Source organism: Lascolabacillus massiliensis (assembly GCF_001282625.1).
GTDB lineage: Bacteria > Bacteroidota > Bacteroidia > Bacteroidales > Dysgonomonadaceae > Proteiniphilum > Proteiniphilum massiliensis.
The window spans coordinates 991,014-1,008,754 of sequence record NZ_CTEJ01000001.1 but is presented as its reverse complement, the minus strand read 5'-3'; the positions used below and the strand labels follow the sequence as shown (position 1 = coordinate 1,008,754).

Sequence of the window (17,741 nt, the reverse complement as noted above, 5' to 3'; positions counted from 1 at the left end):
TTATATGATTTAATAAGTAAAACTCAAAGTATTTAATAAGTAAAACTCAAAGTTAATATAAATTCCTGTTTTTTTATTATTTTGAACCTTTTTAAAGATTAAAAGTTTACAGAGTTTTTGGATAATGACAACCCTAACATTACACGAAGATATCAAGGTTAAATAAACTACATATTCTCTATTATTTTTATTCTAAAATGTTGTTAATAATAACATAACACTCTATCTTCACAATCAAATATTTAACTATAAGAACAATGAATTGGGAACCATGGACAGGTTGTTATAAAGTAAGTGATGGTTGTACTTACTGCTATTACTATGGACTTTTCTCAAAGCGATACGGACAAAACAGAGTATATAAAACTCCAGAATTCGATAAACCTATAGCTAAAACATCAAAAGGAAAAGATAAAATTCAGAGTGGGAAAATTGTTGCTACATGTTTTGCTTCCGATTTTTTTATTAAAGAAGCTGATGCTTGGCGCACAGAGGCGTGGGCAATGATAAAGAGTCGGCCCGATCTCGAATTCATGATATTGACAAAACGAATAGATCGCTTTTACGTTTCTCTACCCAACGACTGGGGCGATGGTTACAACAATGTGAACATTGGGTGTACAGTAGAGAATCAAGCGACAGCCGATTATCGTCTCCCACTGTTTCTATCCTATCCGATTAAAAGAAAGTTCATAGCAGCTGCACCTCTTTTAGGCCCAATAGATTTATCAAACTATCTAAGAGGAGTAGATCATGTAACAGCAGGAGGTGAAACAGGTAGAGAAGCCCGTATTTGTGATTACAACTGGATATTAGATATCAGGGAACATTGTGTAAAAGCTGGAATAACCTTCTGGTTTAAAAATACAGGTACATTTTTCAGAAAAGAAGGAAAAGTACATAAGATCAATCCTTACAAGCAGAACAGCATTGCAAAGGAATTTGGAATTAATATTTCAGACGGTAAGAGGTTATTCTAATGAGTAAAGCAATATGAAGTCACTCGAGAAATCTGTAAAAGCAGCAATGGATGTTACTGACAAAGAACTCCTGCCGTACTTGCCATACATCCTTCAAGACTTTTGGGAGATGGGATCCGACTAAAGAATACAGGTTAAGTCACCTATGCAGTTTTGAAACAGGAGATATCAGAAAAAAAATCAAGGAGCTTAACAACTTTGATATAATTATACTTGGAGCAATTGGTCAAGTGTTTGGAGATTATTTTACAACACTCACAATTTTAGACCGCTGTCTGAAAAAAACGGTATCATTATTATTGACGATGGGTTGGTGCTTTCATAGATAGTATATTGTTCTAAATAGAAGAGATACTATTAGATTAGAATCATATAAAATATTGTTAAATATAGTTATATTACTCACTTTTTTTGTCACCAAATTTTGATAGGCTGCGTCATACTATTGAACAATTTAAAAATCAGTGTGATGAAAAAAATTATTTTTACAATGCTTTTAGTCGGGATAATACTCCCAGTGAGCGCTCAAATTAAGGGTAAAGTGACAGACATCTACAACAATCCAGTCAAGAATGCCAAAGTGGCTATCTACTCTCTGCCAGACTCAGTACAGATCGCCGGAACCACTGCAAATGAAAGGGGTGAATTTATATTCCCCAATTATCACAGTGTGAATAAATTGATAAAAATATCCTATACAGGATACCAGCCTACATTGTTCCGTGCACTACCGGAACAGCGCGTAAAACTAAGAGATGAGCTTACCTTACCGGAAAACCTGGCTTTAAAAAGACCAAGTAATTTGCTCACTGGAAAAAAGGAAGATATGATAATTGCAAGAACCGACCTGTTCTGATATATCTTCAGATTTAACCGTCTCATGTATCATGGGACGGTTTTTTTGTTTTATGTATTAGTAATATATATGCATTTTACTATATGTTACTTTTTATTCGGGTTAAAGTGAAAAGACTCCCCCCAGGTCATTATTACTTTAGAGAATGGCACATCCCAGCGTGAATAATTCAATGCATATGCTTCACGATGATCGATGGAGTGCCCTAACTCGTTTTCGTGAGCCGGAATAATAATCTGTGGAGCAAAACCATTGGCTGTTCTAAGAGGGTCTGTTGTCCAACAATTAGGAATCAACATATCAACACTATATTTTTTAGCCACCTCATCTATCCATGAGAAGTCATCCCTATTAGACTGATCACCGGTATGGCAAACATTATATCCATCGGGAGTAAATACAAGCACCACGTTATTCAGAAGATCGACGCCTTGATGACCCGGATATACAACCACATCAAGATTAAGTTTCTTATTATCCAACCAAACTCGCTGCAACTCATGCGCTTTTCTTTCCATGTGTATAATGTGATTGTATCGTAAAGCTTCCAGATCATCATGCCATTTTTAACTTCGCTTTTTTGCAATTCATTAATAATAGAGGAGATTTGTTGATGGTGGAATTCCTGCACAGAGTTCCTGTGTGGCGCTCCTTCATCGTGAAAAACAGCATCGAGCATTACCAATGCCATCTGTCGTTCTTGCGGTTCAATAACCTGAGGAGGATATACTGAGATGATTGATCTGACTATATTTAACAGTGATGCCGACTGCCAGTCGAGATACTCAGCCGGTTTATCAAAGAAGTCTGCAGGTGCATCCGATGCAATAAAAACAGCAGCATTCTCAGTAGTAGTGGTTCTATCGTTGCATGAAGAGGCACTAAGCAGACAAATAACTGCAAGGAGTGGAAACAGAGCTTTTTTGTTTCTCATAGTAATAAAATTATTATGTTACAAAATAAAATATCTTTGGTGTAGTTTGAATGTGCAAGTTAGTAATTTATGTAATTATTAAACGATCTCTTATCATTCTTTTCACAAAGTTTTTAAGTATTTATCCTGACTAACAAGATTATAGAAAACATTGAATCTGGTTTGTATAGTTTCAAGGAGGTTATGGAGACGTTAAATGGAAGATCGGATGAGTGAAATCCAACTTCTATTTAATTAAAGATCATTATTACAAATAGCTGTTTTTTTCTTATATATTTCTTTAATTGCAGATAAAAAGCTATTTTTGTAACAGTATTCTAGGATTATCAGTAAATTAAAATAATTAAGAAGATGGTAAGTTACAAAGAACTGGGTTTAGTAAACTCAAAAGAGTTATTTAAGAAAGCAATCGAAGGTGGCTATGCTATCCCAGCTTTCAATTTCAATAATTTGGAACAATTACAGGCTATTGTTTCTGCTTGTGTTGAAACAAAATCTCCTGTAATAATGCAGGTGTCAAGTGGTGCACGTAAATATGCTAACCAGACACTTTTAAGATATATGGCTCAGGGAGCTGTTGAATATGCAAAGGAACTTGGTTATGAAATTCCTATTGTTCTTCACCTTGACCATGGCGACAGCTTTGAACTATGCAAGAGCTGTATCGACAGCGGATTCTCTTCTGTTATGATCGATGGTTCTCATCTTCCATACGAGGAAAACGTTGCATTGACTAAAAAAGTTGTTGAATATGCACATGCACATGATGTAACTGTTGAAGGCGAATTAGGCGTTCTTGCAGGTGTTGAAGATGATGTACAGGCTGAGCACCACACTTATACTGAACCTGATGAAGTTGTAGACTTCGTTACTCGTACAGGTGTTGATTCACTGGCTATCTCTATAGGTACTTCTCATGGTGCTTACAAATTCACTCCAGAACAGTGCACACGTGACGAAAACGGCGTATTGGTTCCACCAACAATCCGTTTTGATATTCTTGAAGAGATTGAAAAACGTATCCCAGGTTTCCCAATCGTACTTCACGGTTCTTCTTCTGTTCCACAGCAATATGTTGAAACAATCAACAAGTATGGTGGTAAACTGAAAGACTCTATCGGTATTCCTGAAGAGTGGCTGCGTAGAGCTGCAAGTTCTGCTGTTTGCAAAATCAATATCGACTCAGATGGTCGTCTTGCTATGACTGCTGCTGTTCGTGAAGTATTTGCTAAAGATCCTGCAGAATTTGACCCACGTAAATACTTAGGTCCTGCACGTGAAGAGCTGAAGAAACTTTATATGCACAAAACTATAAATGTATTAGGAAGCGCCGGTAAAGCGTAATCACTAAACAATAAAAAAGTAAAAAGCTGTCTGAATAATCAGACAGCTTTTTTTGTTCCTGAAAAAAGTAATTCAGGAACTACACACTCACACTACCACACATTTTCTTTATTTTGTTGTTTAACTCAGTTTCGCTTAACAGCTGCTCCATAGGTATGTGCATCCTGTAATTCCAGTAGTGCTCTGAATTTGCCGGAACGTTGATGCGTTCCGACTCAATATCTTTATTACGGAGTTTATTATCGATCGACAACCAGTCTTGCCATGGCAGTATTACCCACATAGCGGCAGATCTGAGGTGTCGTTCTATTATTTGTTTACATAGCTGGGGACTACACTCTTCGGGTGCTTCGCCTTCATATTTTAATACTTCGTTATAGTATTGCTGTGTAATGTTTCTGTTTTCTGTCCACCATAATCGTATGGGCGACATGTCGTGCGTTGATGTTGTGCATACGGATAGGTATGGGAGGTTGTCGAGATCAGTGAACTTGTAGTTTGAACTCTTCGGCATTCTTTCGATCTCGAGGCTAAGTATACTCAGCTCATACATGGCGGAAGGAACGCAATCGGGCACCATTCCCAAATCTTCACCGCATACCATCATTTTTGTTGATGAGATCAATGGAGGCAGCTTTTTCATGGCCTGATCGCGCCAGAAGTAGTTGTGCCGATTGAAAAAGAAATCATCATACATCTTGTTAAATGCTGCTTTAACATGATCATCCAGGTATCGGTACGAATGGGTATACTGTGCTGTTATTCTTGGATGAAACCTGTTATATTCATTTGGATCACGTACGAATAGCACTTCTGCGCATAGAGATAATAACCCTTCGCAAATAGTAACATCTTTCTTACTCTTCTTATTATCAAAGTGTAGCGCTATTTTTCTCTGTGTATTGCAGAATGGTTTAAGCCTGTATCTTTGCCAGCTGATTACATCGAGATATTTGCCCTTTACCTCCTCTGTATAGTCACCAAATATATCTTTTAGGTAATCTTCATGAATGAATGGATTAACCATTCTCTCTTCATCAAATGGTATGCCGGCCCTGCTGATCTCTTCTGACCAGTAAGGAAGTGCTGGATTAAAATGTCCAAGAAGTCCCTGAACCGCATCCAGTGGTATCTCCCAGATACGGAAGAAGCCCAGAATATGATCAATTCTGTATGCATCGAAATAGTCGGCCATCTTTGTAAAGCGACTCTTCCACCACTTGTAATGATCCTCTTCCATTGCTTTCCAGTTATATGTAGGGAATCCCCAGTTCTGACCAAAGTATGAGAAATCATCAGGTGGCGCTCCCGTCTGCGTATCCATATTAAAGAGATGTGGCGAGCTCCATGCATCTACACTGTCGCGATCTATTCCAATTGGTATATCTCCTTTTAGTGTAATGCCTTTGTGGTGGGCATAGCTACTTACTTCTGAGAATTGTTTGTGAAGGAGATACTGAACGAAATAGAAATAGTTGATCTCACCTCTCACTTCAGGAGATTCTTCGATCATCCGTTTCAGTTTTACTTCATCATATTTATTGAAATCGCCCCACTCCCTGAAGTTTGCTTTTCTGTTTTTGTCTCTCAAATAGCAATAGCATGAATATGGAAACAGCCAGCTGCTGTTTTTTTCAAAGAACTCTTTGTACTCCTTCGATGCAAGTACCTCTTCACCATTCTGCAGATAGAGGTCGCGACTATATTCATATTTCAGCTGCAATACTTTTTCGTAATCAATTTCAGGCAGCGTGTTCAGTTTCTCAGCTTTATCCAGATATGAGATGTATTTCTTCTTATCTTTTAGTTTTTGTTCTTTGCAGCCTAAGTAGATTGGATGAAGTGCGTATATAGAGATAACACTATAGGGATAAGAGTCGCGCCATGTTTTTGTTGTGGTTGTATCATTAACCGGCAGTAGCTGAATAAGCTGCTGACCGGTCACAGCAGCCCAATCTATCATCTTTTTAAGGTCGGTAAAGTCTCCTATTCCAAAACTATCTTCTGTTTTTATTGAAAAGAGAGGGATTGAGGTTCCAACACCTTTATATGTGAAGCTGTTATGATGAAACTGCAGAGCCATCTCTGCATAAACTGTTTCCAGTTCTTTTGCTTTTGAAGCATCGAGCAGACGGTTATCACCATCTTCCCATTTTATAACATCGCCACTTATCTTGTCAATTATCAGAAACTTATAGAATGTTTGCAGAGGCAACTTATCAGCATCAAGCAGTATCTGCCATTCGCCATCACCTACACAAACAAGTTGTTTTGCCTTTACCGTATCCCAGTTACCCAGTTCTTCACAATCACCTGCTATACAAAGTTTTTGCTCTTTATTTACGAAAGGACAGATTACATTTAGCAGTATAGAGCTGGAGTAGTATTCAGTTGGCATATTAGCTTTATCATGTCTGAATATACTTTTTGTGAAAACCGATGAGTATAGATATGAATGGAAAGGAATATCCTTCCAAAGATCATTAATAATATATTGCTTTTTATCGGGCGATATGTAAAGTTTTCGTTTACTGCCCCACTCTCTTCTTATTACTCCTGCACCCTGACGGATCAGGTAATAATATTGAATATTCTCTGTATCTTCAACCTCGATTTCTGCATACCAACTATCACCATCATTTGATAAAACCAAAGCTTTTGATTCGTCAAATTGTCCCAGTTCAGGTAAAGAACCTGACAGGCATACTTGTTGTCCCCACGTTGTGTGATAATCAATTTGGAAAGTTAACACAGTCATATAGATTCTCTTATAAGTTAATCTTGTCTCAATAGAAACCAGTTGCAGGGTTACTATTTACCAGGAACAAAACTACAATGATTTATTTACTAACAAAGTGTACTTAAGCAACTTCTGTTGTGAAATATATGCAAACGATTGCGATGATACAGTTCCCATTATCAGAGGAAAATCAGAATCATTAACTGTGCAGTGATTACCCTCAGGAACATCGTCAACGGATATACTGTGGCGTAGCCTACTGCAGGAACATCATTTCCGGCAAGTGTATTTGCAAAAGAAAGAGCCGGAGGGTCGGTCATACTACCCGCTATAAGTCCCATCAGCGTATAATAATTCAGCTTGCAAACCTTACGTCCGATAATTCCCATTGTAAGAATTGGTATAACAGTAATTATAACACCATAACCAATCCATTTGTATCCACCGCTTATAATAGTCTCAACGAAACTGCCACCCGCTTCCAATCCCACACACGCGAGGAACAGAGCAATACCTATCTCTCTGAGCATCAGGTTTGCACTCATGGTAGTATAAGTAACAAGTTTAAATTTGGGACCAAATTTACTGATAAGAATAGCAATGATAAGTGGACCACCTGCAAGTCCAAGTTTCACCGGCTGCGGTATACCCGGGAACATGATTGGAATACTTCCTATAAGAACACCAAGCGCGATACCAATGAAGATTGAGATCAGGTTAGGCTCTCTTAAACGTCTCATAGAATTACCCATATACTTTTCAACGCTTGCAATAGCGTCCTCAGATCCAACAACTGTGACACGGTCGCCCATCTGCAGCTTCAGTCGGGTATCCGCAATAAGATCAACCCCTGCACGGTTTACTCTGGTTATATTTACACCATAGTTGTTTCTTAGTTTCAGATCACCCAGTGAGCGTCCGTTAATTTCTGATTTAGTAATAGCAATTCTTCTTGAAACAAGCTGTGAGTCGAGTTTATTCCACTCCTCCCTGTTCATATCAAGTTGTTTCCCAATCAATGTCTCAATAATCTCGATATTATTAAGATTGGTAACTACCAGAACCTTGTCATTCTCATTTAATACAGTATTTGTTTGAGGAACCTCCAGGACACCTGAATTTGTATGCAGCACTCTCGAAATTACAAACTCCTTCTCGATAAGTGATTTTATAAACTTTATATCCTTACCAAATATTGAAGGATTCTTTACCTGTAAAGAGAACATCTGCGCTTCTGCTTTTTTTGATTCATCATCCTCTTCGAGCAATAAATTCTCATTTTCCTTATTTATCTTGAAGATATATCTGAATAGTACCAGTGTTAGGATGATACCTACAACTCCCAGTGGGTAGGCAACAGCATATGCAGTGGCAATTGTTGGATCTGAAGCACCGGTGATATCGGTGTATGTTTGCTGAGCAGCACCAAGACCCGGTGTATTAGTTACAGCACCTGAAAGCACCCCTACCATAGTCGCAATTGGAGTATTGGTTACCAGGTGAATAATATATGCGGTTATAACTCCCAGCAATACAACTCCTGAAGCAAGCAAGTTTAGAGTAATTCCACCTTTTTTGAATGATGAAAAGAAACTTGGTCCCACCTGCATACCTATAGAATATATAAAAAGTATCAATCCGAACTCTTTCATAAAGTGAAGTACATTATGATCGATATCGAATCCAAGATGACCAAGAAAAATTCCACAGAATAGAATCCATGTGATTCCGAGTGAGATACCAAAAACTTTAATCTTTCCTAATAAAAGCCCGGCTGATATGACTAAAGCCAGTGTTAAAATTGAATGTGCGACGCTTGATCCGGTGAGAAGTTGTATTAACCAATCCATTTATAAATAACCTAATATTAATGTTTCTGAAAAACGGTGCAAAGGTAATTCTTATTTATGTACTTGCAAAAAAGGTGCACTCAATTTATCATCTCGAAAAAAAAAGTAAAAAACCATTACAGAGCTGCTCTTATTTGTTTACTTTTGTTACAAATAGGGCTATTTAAAAGCAATAAGAATATCAAATTGCATTTTTTGTTTTACTTTTATCTGGTCAAAAAATATTATGATGAAGAAATTAATACTATTAATCTCACTTTTAGTTACTATCTCAACAGTTGGATTGCACGGTCAGACAAATAATGCTCAGGAGCTTATAGAAGAAGGTGTTAGTTTGCATGATGAGGGTGAATATGAGGAGGCTATAGAAAGATACAACGAAGCGCTTGAACTGGATTCTACTCTTATAAATGCAGTTTATGAGATGTCTTTATCTTACCTTGCATTGAAAGATTTTGAAAACGCTTCTATATATAGTACAGATGTTATAAACTCAGATAACGAAGCTCTCGCCATTGGTGCTTACGCGGTGAAAAGTGAGGCACTGGCAGAGATGGACAGTGTTGACAAAGCAATTGAGATTCTTCACGAGGGATTAGAAAGATTTGGGGATGACTATCTTCTGAATTTTAATTTGGCAATTAACTTCTTCAAAACAGGTGATATTGATAAAACACTTCAGTTTGTAAAGAAAGCAATAGACCTTGATAAGTCGCACAGCGGTGCTTTCCTTTTATATGCATATGCGCTTAGCGATAAAGGATTATGGGTGCAGAGTATATTATCTTTTCAGATGTTTCTGCTCCTGGAACCGGATACAAGACGTTCGAAGAATGCTTTTGATGAAATGCTGCAGTTGATGTGTATTAAAAAGTCTGAAGAACCGGTAGAGAGATCTTTCATTCAACAGCAGATGAGCAGACGCAGTGCAACTGAGCCAACAGATAATACTCCACCATTGAGTGTTGAAAATGGACTGAACAGAAGTTATGTTTACGAGGCTATTACTAATTCTTTAGACTCATTAATAAATTCTGGAGAAGAGGTTAATGAATTTACAACTTTCAAAACCGTGAACATGGAGATTATGAAAGTTCTTGATAGAGAAAGCGTTGGGCCGCGTGAAGGTATCTTCTGGACATTCTATATTCCTTTCTTCTCTCATATAGCTCACTCAAGCTATTACGATGCTTTTACACGTTATATCAGTGTGTCCTATTTTCCTGAATCTTTTGAATGGTGGGAACAAAACCCTGAATCAGCCATAAATTTTGTAATGTGGTTTGAAAATGGTGACGATAACTGATAAAGTTAATATAAAATAAATTACCTTTGTCTTGAAACCCAATTCCACAGAAATGATCGACGAGGAACAATTACTTAAAGAATTACGCAATCCGCAAACTGTTCGCAATGGTTTTGCAAAGCTCGTTTCGGAATATAGCGAAAGATTGTATTGGCAAATAAGGAAAATGGTTCTTTCTCACGATGATGCTAATGATGTATTACAAGATGTGTTTATTAAGGTGTGGACTAATCTTGATAATTTCAGAGGGGAATCAAAATTGTCGACCTGGCTATACCGTATTGCAATTAATGAGAGTATTACTTTTATTAACAAAAAACGAACTCAAAACAATATTTCTTTAGATGAGGATGATTCTTTCCTTATCCATACGCTTGAGAGTGATACATATTTTGATGGTGACGAAGCACAATTGAAGCTGCAGAAAGCTATCCTGACGTTGCCAGAAAAGCAGCGACTTGTATTTCAGATGAAATATTTTGAGGAGATGAAATATGATGATATGTCTGAGATCCTTGGCACCTCTGTTGGTGCTCTTAAAGCATCCTATCATCATGCTGTCAGAAAGGTTGAAAAATATTTAGAGGAACCTCTTTAAACCTTTATGTCAACTTATCGTCTACGCATTGTAGACATATCGTCAACACATTAGAATGGTGCAAATAATGAAGGTATGAAAACCAAATTTAACAAGTTAGAAGAAATAGATAAGAGCAATAATCCCTTTAAAGTCCCTGATAATTATTTTGCTCAGTTCAATGAGGAAATAATGAATAGGCTTCCTGAAAAGGAGTTTTTTGCACCCAAAACTGTTCCACTATGGGAAAAAGTTAAGCCTTGGGTATATCTAGCAGCAATGTTTATCGGAATGTATGTAACGATAAATTTTCTAATTTCAAGGGGCGATAATATTGGCAGTGAGCCTCAGGCACTAGTCTCTGAACAGCTGTCAACAAGCTCCAAAGGAACTGAAAATTATTGGTCGACTGTACAAATCAGCGAGGAGGAGTTTTATCAATACCTCGAAGATCAGCTTGTGGATGAGGTCTACTTTGATTATATGTATAATCATTTTTATTTGAACTAAAACATCAGATATCTTTTAAAAGTAACTTAAAATGAGAAGATTTACAACTTTATTATTGTTTACTCTCCTACTATCAATGTTCACATCTACCCTTACGGCACAAAACAGGAGCAGAAGAATGAATATTGAAGACTATGAGAAAAGAAAAATGGAGTTTATAAAAACTCAGGCTGGTCTTACTAATTCAGAAGCTGAAAAGTATTTCCCTTTGAACAGTGAGTTAACTAAAAAGAAATTTGATTTACGCATTCTTCATAGAGACAAAGTACAGAAGATAAAAGACAACAGCAATCTGTCAGATTCAGAATACAGAAAACTTCTTGAGGATGATATGGAAGTTAAACTACAGGAAGCTGCACTTGATAAGGAGTATGCTGAAAAGTTTGAGAAAGTGCTGTCTCCCGAGAAACTATACAGAGCACAACAGGCCGAAAGAGAGTTTATGCAGAGGGAGGTAAGTAACTTCAGAAGCGGACAGGCAAATAGAAGAAGATAGGTATTACAGATTTGTAATATTATTATAGGAAAAACACGGAATTTGATAATACAAACTCCGTGTTTTATTATTTAAATAATTATGAGAAGCCTATCTGATGATACGAAAAAAACAGTCAATAGCAAAATTATGCATAAACTGTCTGTTAATTGTGGAGCTGGAGGGATTCGAACCCTCGTCCAAACGAGGAAGCAATCTGCTTTCTACATGCTTAGCTTCATTTTAATTGTCGGGAAAGAGCGCGATTGAAGCCACCAAACTCAATCCTTATCTTCTTAATTTCGGTGAGGAGCCGAAGCCTCTCCTAACCTATCTCCGATTTACCTGCACCACCGTATCGGATCGCTTCGAAGCCACAGCATCCGGGTGATGTCTTGTTCCGCCACCTGGTGGCAGAATTAAGCGTTAACCTACTGTACTTCGGTTACGCAGCAAGAGCGTAATTATTATTGCCAGTTAAAGCTTTGCCGTTTGAGATTAAAGTGCAAACCGACAACGCACTGCATGCTTACAAACCTCTTCTACTCGCTGTCAAAACCGGTCAACCCCATTAATATAAAGAACTCTTCTTTATATTCGTATGACACAAAATTAAACAATTGGTTTAATTTTTCCAAATCTATACTAAGTTCTCTCTATAAATTGGATAAATCTGTTCTTTTCTTCTTCAAATGAAAGCTTAAAAGTATGTTCAACTTCAAGGCTCTTTTTGAGAATATTACCCAGTTCGTTTTTATCATTATAAAACAGTGCCGGATAATCAAAGCCCTCTATTCCTCGGAAAATTTCATGACACAATAGAGAGACATTGTAGGTTAATGATAGTGGGAACATTCCTGATATTTTATTTTTCGTGTAACTGTCAGCTCCTTCTGTTTCAGGATGTATTAAGGGAAGCAGACAATCAGCTTTTCTTAAATAGCTATGAAAAATACTGTTGGGAATGAACTTATCAAAATATGTGAAGTTGCGTTCTAACTTATACTTCTTTATTTTATTTATGATATCGGGACCTTCATTTTTACTGCTATTTCCAAGCAGGATGAAGTTCAGTTTATCATCATTATACTCCTTTAGAAAATCAAAGAGAAAATTGTAATCTCTTCTTTTATATTCCAGAGCTCCGGGAATTGCAACCCATAACTTATCGTCCTTTAATTCAGTCAGGTTATCTAAATTATAATCCGAAAAGAATGATGGATTGAAATAGCTAAAAGAATATTTGTATCTGCCTAATGTATGCAGATATTGATATCTTGATAGTACAAAATATGATCTTATTTTACGGGATATAAGCTTCTGTCCAAAACTTGATTCCAGTTTACCCGTGTTGTGAATTACCCCAAAGAAACGGATCTTTCGGGGGAATGGCAGCATCATGAACTTGAGAGGGATATTACCCTGAGCTGTATTGAGAACTGCCCTATCGATCTTTTGCCTGATTAATAAAGACCTTGCTCGAATTAATGATGAGAACTTACTAAAATCAAAATAGTGAGTGTCTGTATTCAGATTGAAGTCGGAGATTATATCCCTGACTCTATTATTACAAATTAGTGTAACTTGATAACCTGCTTCCTGTAGAAATAATATTTGTGAATAGAGACATTCTGTGTGAAACGTATTAAACTCGATAAGTGCGATTTTTTTCATATCATCCTCGTAATACTAGATAACTCTTTAACTTAAAGAGTGATGTCTGCTCTTCGTAATAGCCTATATGTGTCTGATTATCGGGTTCGAACATTTTCATTGCCTTTGATTGTTTAATCTTTGTTCCAGGTAGATGAAAACGTTTTTCTTCATAACGGATATAATGTATCTTCTGACGAGGCACCTTTATGAAGTCCTTAACTGTTTCAGGTTCATTCGCCGCATAAACATACTTCTCATAATCAAGCGCGTTCTTTTGTACATGCACATTTTCCGGTTTGAACCAATTTATTATCCTGTTTATCACACTTGAGTAGGTGCGCTGATAATATAATTTCCCATTCAGCTCCTTGTAGAATAATGGTTTATGACGAGCATTTAAAGCATCTATTATATTTTTGTGCAGATGACGTGTCTGAACTCTTTTAGAATTTGATCTTACACGATAGTAAAGGCCTACTATAGGGAGTCTTACAAATTCTCCCCCTGTTTCGAAAAGTGATAGCCAGAAATCCCAGTCCTCACGACCCAAAATTTCGTTACAGTAGCCACCAACCTTCTCCCAGTCGATCTTTCTATACATAGCGCAGTTATCAATTAGATTTCTCCTGCATAGTTTATTAATACTGAAAGGTTTAAATTCCCATTTTCCGCTTTTTTCTCCTATAAACCTGGCTTCACAGCTTACAAGTTTAACATTATGGTTATTATCTAAAACTTTAACTGCTTCACCTACATAGTCGGGAGAAATACAGTTATCTGAGTCCAAAGGCAATATGTACTCACCTTTTGCTTTACTTATAGCGTGATTTCTAGCTGCTGAAGCACCTGCATTTTTTTGATAATAGCTTCTGATTACAGAATTCTCAGATACCATTTTGTTGATGATTGACTGAGTGTTGTCAGTTGAACCATCATTTACAATTACAATTTCAAAATTTGAATATTTGGTAGATAAAGCTGATTTTATCGATTCTTCGATATATTTTTCAGAATTATAAGCAGGTATAATTATGCTTACTAATTTTTGATTCATACTAATATTATATTTTATCCAAACCTTTAAATAGCTTCCTGAAATAGTAGAGAAACGGGTTTCTGTATTTAAGCTTCTTCCAGGGCCTGCTTGAGTGCGGTTGGTGAATAACCCTGCAGGTTGTGTCCAAATAGTTGAAGAATCCCAACTCTATGGCTTTATGGCTTATAAAAACATCATACCACGATTTCTCAGGATTTAGTTTATTAAAATCATAAGAACTCAGAAAAGCGTTTGATAAAAGAGTGCAGCAAAAGCTCAAATGTTTTTTTACAGATGTGACACCTAAATTTAAATCAGCTGCAAACAGATATGGATAGTTTATTATATCCTTCTCATCAGTAGTTACAGCCGCAATTAATCCTGGATTATCAAGATTATTTACACTATTATAAAGTTTGATTATCGTATCTTCATTTACAGTAACATCCGACTCAACTATTACAATATGTGCTCCACTGCTAACTGCCTTTGTTTGTGCCATCTGCAGAACAAGACGGTAGTTAGGCGACGGGTTGGCAGTTACTTCCGATAAATGGACAACTTTGAAGTTATACTTCGAAGCCAGTTTATCAAGCATATCTGCCGTTTCTTTTTCACTAAAATCATCATAAACCGTTAGTTCAAAGTCTATTTCAGATTTTGAATTTATAACAGCTTCTATAGTCAGACTTGTCGATTCCGGAGAGTTTTTCACCGGAATAACAATGTGTAAAGGTGTGGTCCTCACAATTAATACTATTAAACAACTCGCAAAGGTACATATTTTTTTAATGTGACGAAATGGAGGTAATAATTTGTATATTTTTGATTACTTTTGTATGTTAAATAAAAATCAATGGAAGAGAATAAAAATCATCTTTTTAATTACGCTACAAATGCTGCTTTCACCCTTGGATTATTTTGGGTATTAAAATATCTGCTGGTTATTTTAGGTAGGGATATGGTTATATTAAGCTATCTGAATAACCTGCTGAGTATAGGAACACCAATAATTTTATTTTATTTTCTTGTTAGATATAATTCAGGGTTAGTAGAAAATAAAATGTCTTTCTGGCATGGTATACAATTTTCGATTATACTTTTCTTTTTTGCATCTATTTTTGAGGCAGTGATCGTATTTATACATGTAAAATGGCTGGATCCTGCTTTTATTTCAAATTTATACAGCAACCTGATTGAAATTGCACAATCATTGAAACTGAGCCAGGCATTGACTGCTCAGATGATGAAGCAACCACTGCCAAGCACATTCTCATACGTATTTAATAACGTTATAATGGCTGATGTTTTTATAGGTTTATTACTTTCGCTTGTTTTAGTGCCAGTTGCAAGAAAATATAAGCCTAAACAAGAATTATAGTTTATTTATAGAGATAGAAATGGATATATCAGTTGTAATACCATTGTATAATGAGGAAGAGTCGCTATCCGAACTGCACAACCGGATTAAACAGGTTATGGAGGACAACGGTTTTTCATACGAAATAATATTTGTTGATGACGGAAGCACCGATGGTTCGTGGGATATTATCAAAAGTCTGAAGAGCTCTTCTGAACATGTTAAGGCAATAAAATTCAGACGTAATTATGGTAAATCTCCTGCTTTGCATTGTGCTTTTCAGAAGGCACAGGGCGACGTTCTGATAACAATGGATGCTGACCTCCAGGATAGTCCCGAAGAGATCCCAGAGCTTTACAGAATGATTAAGGAGGAGAAATATGACCTGGTTTCCGGCTGGAAGCGAAAAAGGTATGATAATAAGCTGACAAAGAATTTACCTTCCAAACTTTTTAATGCAACTGCCCGAAAGGTATCGGGGATTAAGCTGCACGACTTCAATTGTGGATTGAAGGCTTACCGTAAATCTCTGGCTAAGAGTATTGAGATCTATAACGATATGCATCGATATATTCCTGTATTGGCAAAATATGCAGGATATACAAAAATTGGAGAAAAAGAAGTGGTACACAGTCCACGCAAATATGGTAAAAGCAAATTTGGATCACGCAGATTCTTAAATGGTTATCTCGATCTTATAACGCTCTGGTTTTTAAATAAGTTTGGTAAAAAACCGATGCACTTTTTTGGCCTTTGGGGCACTGTTATGTTCATTATTGGATTTATTGCAACTATTGCTGTTGGCGTAATCAAGATTTATGATATGAATCATGGCAACCCCTATCGCCTGGTTACTGAGTCGCCATACTTTTATATATCTCTCACAATGATGATTCTTGGTACACTGCTCTTCCTTGCAGGTTTCCTCGGGGAACTTATCTCGAGAAATTCTCCTGAAAGAAATCATTACAGGATTGAAGAGAATATTGATTAGCTAAGGAAGTATCTGCTGTAAACATATTAAGAAAACTTGTAACACTAAAAACATGACTTCAAAATACTCAAACAAGAGTCTCCAAATATTACTGTCTCTTTTTTTAATTTCTGCTTTTACTGCCTGTAATTCAGACAGTAAGAAAAATGAAAACCTACAGTATTTTCAGGAGCATGGTGAGATATTTACTACCGGATATAGTATAAAATATGAGTATTCCAGGTCGCTGAGTGAAGAAATTAAATCAGAACTCGACAGATTTGATCTCTCGTTAAATCCTTTTAAAGATAACTCAATAATAACGAAGGTAAACAACAATGAAGAGGTTGAGCTCGACTCCTTTTTTATAAAGGTTTTCTATAAATCGATGGAGATTTCGCAAAACACTAACGGGTATTTCGATATTACTGTTTCTCCTCTAATAAATGCATGGGGGTTTGGTTTCCAGAATATGGATAATGTTACTCCTGAAATAATTGACAGTCTGGAGGAGTTTGTCGGTTATGAGAAGATAAAAATTGAAAATGGGAAGGTGGTGAAAGCTGATCCTCGTGTGGAGTTAAATACATCGGCAATTGCCAAAGGTTACTCATGCGATGTGGTTGCAGACCTACTTGAGAGTTTTGGAATTGAGAACTACATGGTAGAAATTGGTGGTGAGATAAGTGCCAAAGGGGTTAATGAAAAGAACAATTGCTGGAGAATAGGTGTGGATAAACCTAATGATTTTATTTTAGTTCAGCATGAGCTTCAGACTGTCTTATCGCTTTGTGATAAATCACTTGCTACTTCTGGTAACTATAGGAATTTTTATGTAAAGGATGGTAAAAAATATACTCATACAATTGATCCGCATACAGGATATCCCTCCGAAACTGATATATTGAGTGCAACTGTTATTGCTGATGACTGTATGACTGCTGATGCATATGCAACTGCTTTTATGGCAATGGGTATTGATAAATCAATTGAAGTGGCTAAAATAGTTCCGGGTCTGCATTACTATTTTATTTATGATAATGAGACTGACGGATCGTTTGCGGTTAAACATTCAGAGGGTTTTGAGCAGTTTTTTGCAAATAACAGATAAACAGGGCCTAAATTACTAACTAAAATAGTATCA

Annotated in this window: 17 protein-coding genes and 1 other RNA gene; 10 read left to right on the top strand and 8 right to left on the bottom strand. The window is 36.6% G+C overall.

Annotation, left to right across the window (positions count from 1 at the left end; translation table 11 throughout):
• The first annotated feature begins 257 nt into the window (after window positions 1-257).
• Window positions 258-980, top strand: coding sequence for a DUF5131 family protein (locus tag BN1354_RS04100; protein ID WP_045089587.1), 723 nt, complete (start codon window positions 258-260; stop codon window positions 978-980).
• A 469-nt stretch (window positions 981-1,449) separates the two neighbouring features.
• Window positions 1,450-1,836 (top strand): carboxypeptidase-like regulatory domain-containing protein, encoded by a 387-nt coding sequence (locus tag BN1354_RS04095; protein ID WP_053826295.1) that lies wholly within the window; start codon window positions 1,450-1,452, stop codon window positions 1,834-1,836.
• A gap of 86 nt (window positions 1,837-1,922) precedes the next feature.
• On the opposite strand, the gene BN1354_RS04090 is transcribed toward BN1354_RS04095, so the two are convergent.
• Together BN1354_RS04090 and BN1354_RS04085 are read right to left on the bottom strand one after the other, a co-directional pair.
• Entirely contained in the window at window positions 1,923-2,318 is a 396-nt protein-coding gene (locus tag BN1354_RS04090; RefSeq protein ID WP_231623067.1) for a hypothetical protein, read from the bottom strand.
• On the bottom strand, window positions 2,252-2,770 hold the full coding sequence (locus BN1354_RS04085; protein ID WP_045089589.1) for a hypothetical protein: 519 nt from the start codon (window positions 2,768-2,770) through the stop codon (window positions 2,252-2,254). The genes BN1354_RS04090 and BN1354_RS04085 overlap by 67 nt, the downstream gene beginning before the upstream one ends.
• Before the next feature lie 351 nt (window positions 2,771-3,121).
• Here BN1354_RS04085 and BN1354_RS04080 point away from each other — a divergent pair, with 351 nt between their 5' ends.
• Window positions 3,122-4,114 (top strand): class II fructose-bisphosphate aldolase, encoded by a 993-nt coding sequence (locus BN1354_RS04080; RefSeq protein ID WP_045089590.1) that lies wholly within the window; start codon window positions 3,122-3,124, stop codon window positions 4,112-4,114.
• A 79-nt stretch (window positions 4,115-4,193) separates the two neighbouring features.
• Here BN1354_RS04080 and BN1354_RS04075 read toward each other — a convergent pair whose 3' ends face one another.
• Together BN1354_RS04075 and BN1354_RS04070 are read right to left on the bottom strand one after the other, a co-directional pair.
• Window positions 4,194-6,872, bottom strand: coding sequence for a 4-alpha-glucanotransferase (locus BN1354_RS04075; protein WP_053826294.1), 2,679 nt, complete (start codon window positions 6,870-6,872; stop codon window positions 4,194-4,196).
• A gap of 161 nt (window positions 6,873-7,033) precedes the next feature.
• On the bottom strand, window positions 7,034-8,704 hold the full coding sequence (locus BN1354_RS04070; RefSeq protein ID WP_053826293.1) for a putative transporter: 1,671 nt from the start codon (window positions 8,702-8,704) through the stop codon (window positions 7,034-7,036).
• Window positions 8,705-8,930: 226 nt separating this feature from the next.
• On the opposite strand from BN1354_RS04070, the gene BN1354_RS04065 reads away from it, so the two are divergent.
• From BN1354_RS04065 to BN1354_RS04050, 4 genes are all read left to right on the top strand, one after another.
• Window positions 8,931-10,010 carry a tetratricopeptide repeat protein gene (locus tag BN1354_RS04065; protein ID WP_082331531.1) on the top strand — a complete coding sequence of 360 codons (1,080 nt, stop codon included), beginning with the start codon at window positions 8,931-8,933 and terminating at the stop codon, window positions 10,008-10,010.
• Window positions 10,011-10,062: 52 nt separating this feature from the next.
• Window positions 10,063-10,608, top strand: a complete 546-nt coding sequence (locus BN1354_RS04060) for an RNA polymerase sigma factor (RefSeq protein WP_045089594.1) — start codon at window positions 10,063-10,065, stop codon at window positions 10,606-10,608.
• 75 nt (window positions 10,609-10,683) lie between these two features.
• Window positions 10,684-11,097: a hypothetical protein gene (locus BN1354_RS04055; protein ID WP_045089595.1), complete on the top strand. Its 414-nt coding sequence runs from the start codon at window positions 10,684-10,686 to the stop codon at window positions 11,095-11,097.
• Window positions 11,098-11,128: 31 nt separating this feature from the next.
• Window positions 11,129-11,593 carry a hypothetical protein gene (locus BN1354_RS04050; RefSeq protein ID WP_154904821.1) on the top strand — a complete coding sequence of 155 codons (465 nt, stop codon included), beginning with the start codon at window positions 11,129-11,131 and terminating at the stop codon, window positions 11,591-11,593.
• 149 nt (window positions 11,594-11,742) lie between these two features.
• Here the strand turns inward: BN1354_RS04050 and ssrA are convergent.
• The 4 genes from ssrA to BN1354_RS04035 all read right to left on the bottom strand — a co-directional run bounded on the left by ssrA (window position 11,743) and on the right by BN1354_RS04035 (window position 15,012).
• Window positions 11,743-12,142, bottom strand: a transfer-messenger RNA (tmRNA) gene (ssrA, locus tag BN1354_RS11815).
• Between the two features lie 75 nt (window positions 12,143-12,217).
• Window positions 12,218-13,246 carry a hypothetical protein gene (locus BN1354_RS04045; RefSeq protein WP_045089597.1) on the bottom strand — a complete coding sequence of 343 codons (1,029 nt, stop codon included), beginning with the start codon at window positions 13,244-13,246 and terminating at the stop codon, window positions 12,218-12,220.
• Between the two features lies 1 nt (window position 13,247).
• Complete coding sequence (locus BN1354_RS04040; RefSeq protein ID WP_053826290.1) at window positions 13,248-14,282, bottom strand: glycosyltransferase family A protein; 1,035 nt, start codon at window positions 14,280-14,282, stop codon at window positions 13,248-13,250.
• 7 nt (window positions 14,283-14,289) lie between these two features.
• The gene (locus BN1354_RS04035) at window positions 14,290-15,012 is read right to left on the bottom strand and encodes a glycosyltransferase (RefSeq protein ID WP_231623066.1); all 723 of its coding nucleotides are present in this window, start codon (window positions 15,010-15,012) and stop codon (window positions 14,290-14,292) included.
• 108 nt (window positions 15,013-15,120) lie between these two features.
• Here BN1354_RS04035 and BN1354_RS04030 point away from each other — a divergent pair, with 108 nt between their 5' ends.
• The 3 genes from BN1354_RS04030 to BN1354_RS04020 are packed head-to-tail and all read left to right on the top strand — an operon-like array spanning window position 15,121 to window position 17,708.
• Window positions 15,121-15,645 carry a DUF4199 domain-containing protein gene (locus tag BN1354_RS04030; protein WP_045089599.1) on the top strand — a complete coding sequence of 175 codons (525 nt, stop codon included), beginning with the start codon at window positions 15,121-15,123 and terminating at the stop codon, window positions 15,643-15,645.
• Window positions 15,646-15,664: 19 nt separating this feature from the next.
• Window positions 15,665-16,618, top strand: a complete 954-nt coding sequence (locus BN1354_RS04025; protein ID WP_045089600.1) for a glycosyltransferase family 2 protein — start codon at window positions 15,665-15,667, stop codon at window positions 16,616-16,618.
• A 52-nt stretch (window positions 16,619-16,670) separates the two neighbouring features.
• Complete coding sequence (locus BN1354_RS04020; protein WP_053826288.1) at window positions 16,671-17,708, top strand: FAD:protein FMN transferase; 1,038 nt, start codon at window positions 16,671-16,673, stop codon at window positions 17,706-17,708.
• The last annotated feature ends 33 nt before the right edge of the window (window positions 17,709-17,741 follow it).

What these genes read in the sequence shown, in the direction of transcription:
- BN1354_RS04100 (WP_045089587.1), top strand. Translation starts at nt 258, where the DNA reads ATGAATTGGGAACCATGGACAGGTTGTTATAAAGTAAGTGATGGTTGT.
- BN1354_RS04025 (WP_045089600.1), top strand. Translation starts at nt 15,665, where the DNA reads ATGGATATATCAGTTGTAATACCATTGTATAATGAGGAAGAGTCGCTA.
- BN1354_RS04060 (WP_045089594.1), top strand. Translation starts at nt 10,063, where the DNA reads ATGATCGACGAGGAACAATTACTTAAAGAATTACGCAATCCGCAAACT.
- BN1354_RS04020 (WP_053826288.1), top strand. Translation starts at nt 16,671, where the DNA reads ATGACTTCAAAATACTCAAACAAGAGTCTCCAAATATTACTGTCTCTT.
- BN1354_RS04065 (WP_082331531.1), top strand. Translation starts at nt 8,931, where the DNA reads ATGATGAAGAAATTAATACTATTAATCTCACTTTTAGTTACTATCTCA.
- BN1354_RS04075 (WP_053826294.1), bottom strand. Translation starts at nt 6,872, where the DNA reads ATGACTGTGTTAACTTTCCAAATTGATTATCACACAACGTGGGGACAA.
- BN1354_RS04095 (WP_053826295.1), top strand. Translation starts at nt 1,450, where the DNA reads ATGAAAAAAATTATTTTTACAATGCTTTTAGTCGGGATAATACTCCCA.
- BN1354_RS04045 (WP_045089597.1), bottom strand. Translation starts at nt 13,246, where the DNA reads ATGAAAAAAATCGCACTTATCGAGTTTAATACGTTTCACACAGAATGT.
- BN1354_RS04055 (WP_045089595.1), top strand. Translation starts at nt 10,684, where the DNA reads ATGAAAACCAAATTTAACAAGTTAGAAGAAATAGATAAGAGCAATAAT.
- BN1354_RS04050 (WP_154904821.1), top strand. Translation starts at nt 11,129, where the DNA reads ATGAGAAGATTTACAACTTTATTATTGTTTACTCTCCTACTATCAATG.
- BN1354_RS04085 (WP_045089589.1), bottom strand. Translation starts at nt 2,770, where the DNA reads ATGAGAAACAAAAAAGCTCTGTTTCCACTCCTTGCAGTTATTTGTCTG.
- BN1354_RS04030 (WP_045089599.1), top strand. Translation starts at nt 15,121, where the DNA reads ATGGAAGAGAATAAAAATCATCTTTTTAATTACGCTACAAATGCTGCT.
- BN1354_RS04040 (WP_053826290.1), bottom strand. Translation starts at nt 14,282, where the DNA reads ATGAATCAAAAATTAGTAAGCATAATTATACCTGCTTATAATTCTGAA.
- BN1354_RS04080 (WP_045089590.1), top strand. Translation starts at nt 3,122, where the DNA reads ATGGTAAGTTACAAAGAACTGGGTTTAGTAAACTCAAAAGAGTTATTT.
- BN1354_RS04070 (WP_053826293.1), bottom strand. Translation starts at nt 8,704, where the DNA reads ATGGATTGGTTAATACAACTTCTCACCGGATCAAGCGTCGCACATTCA.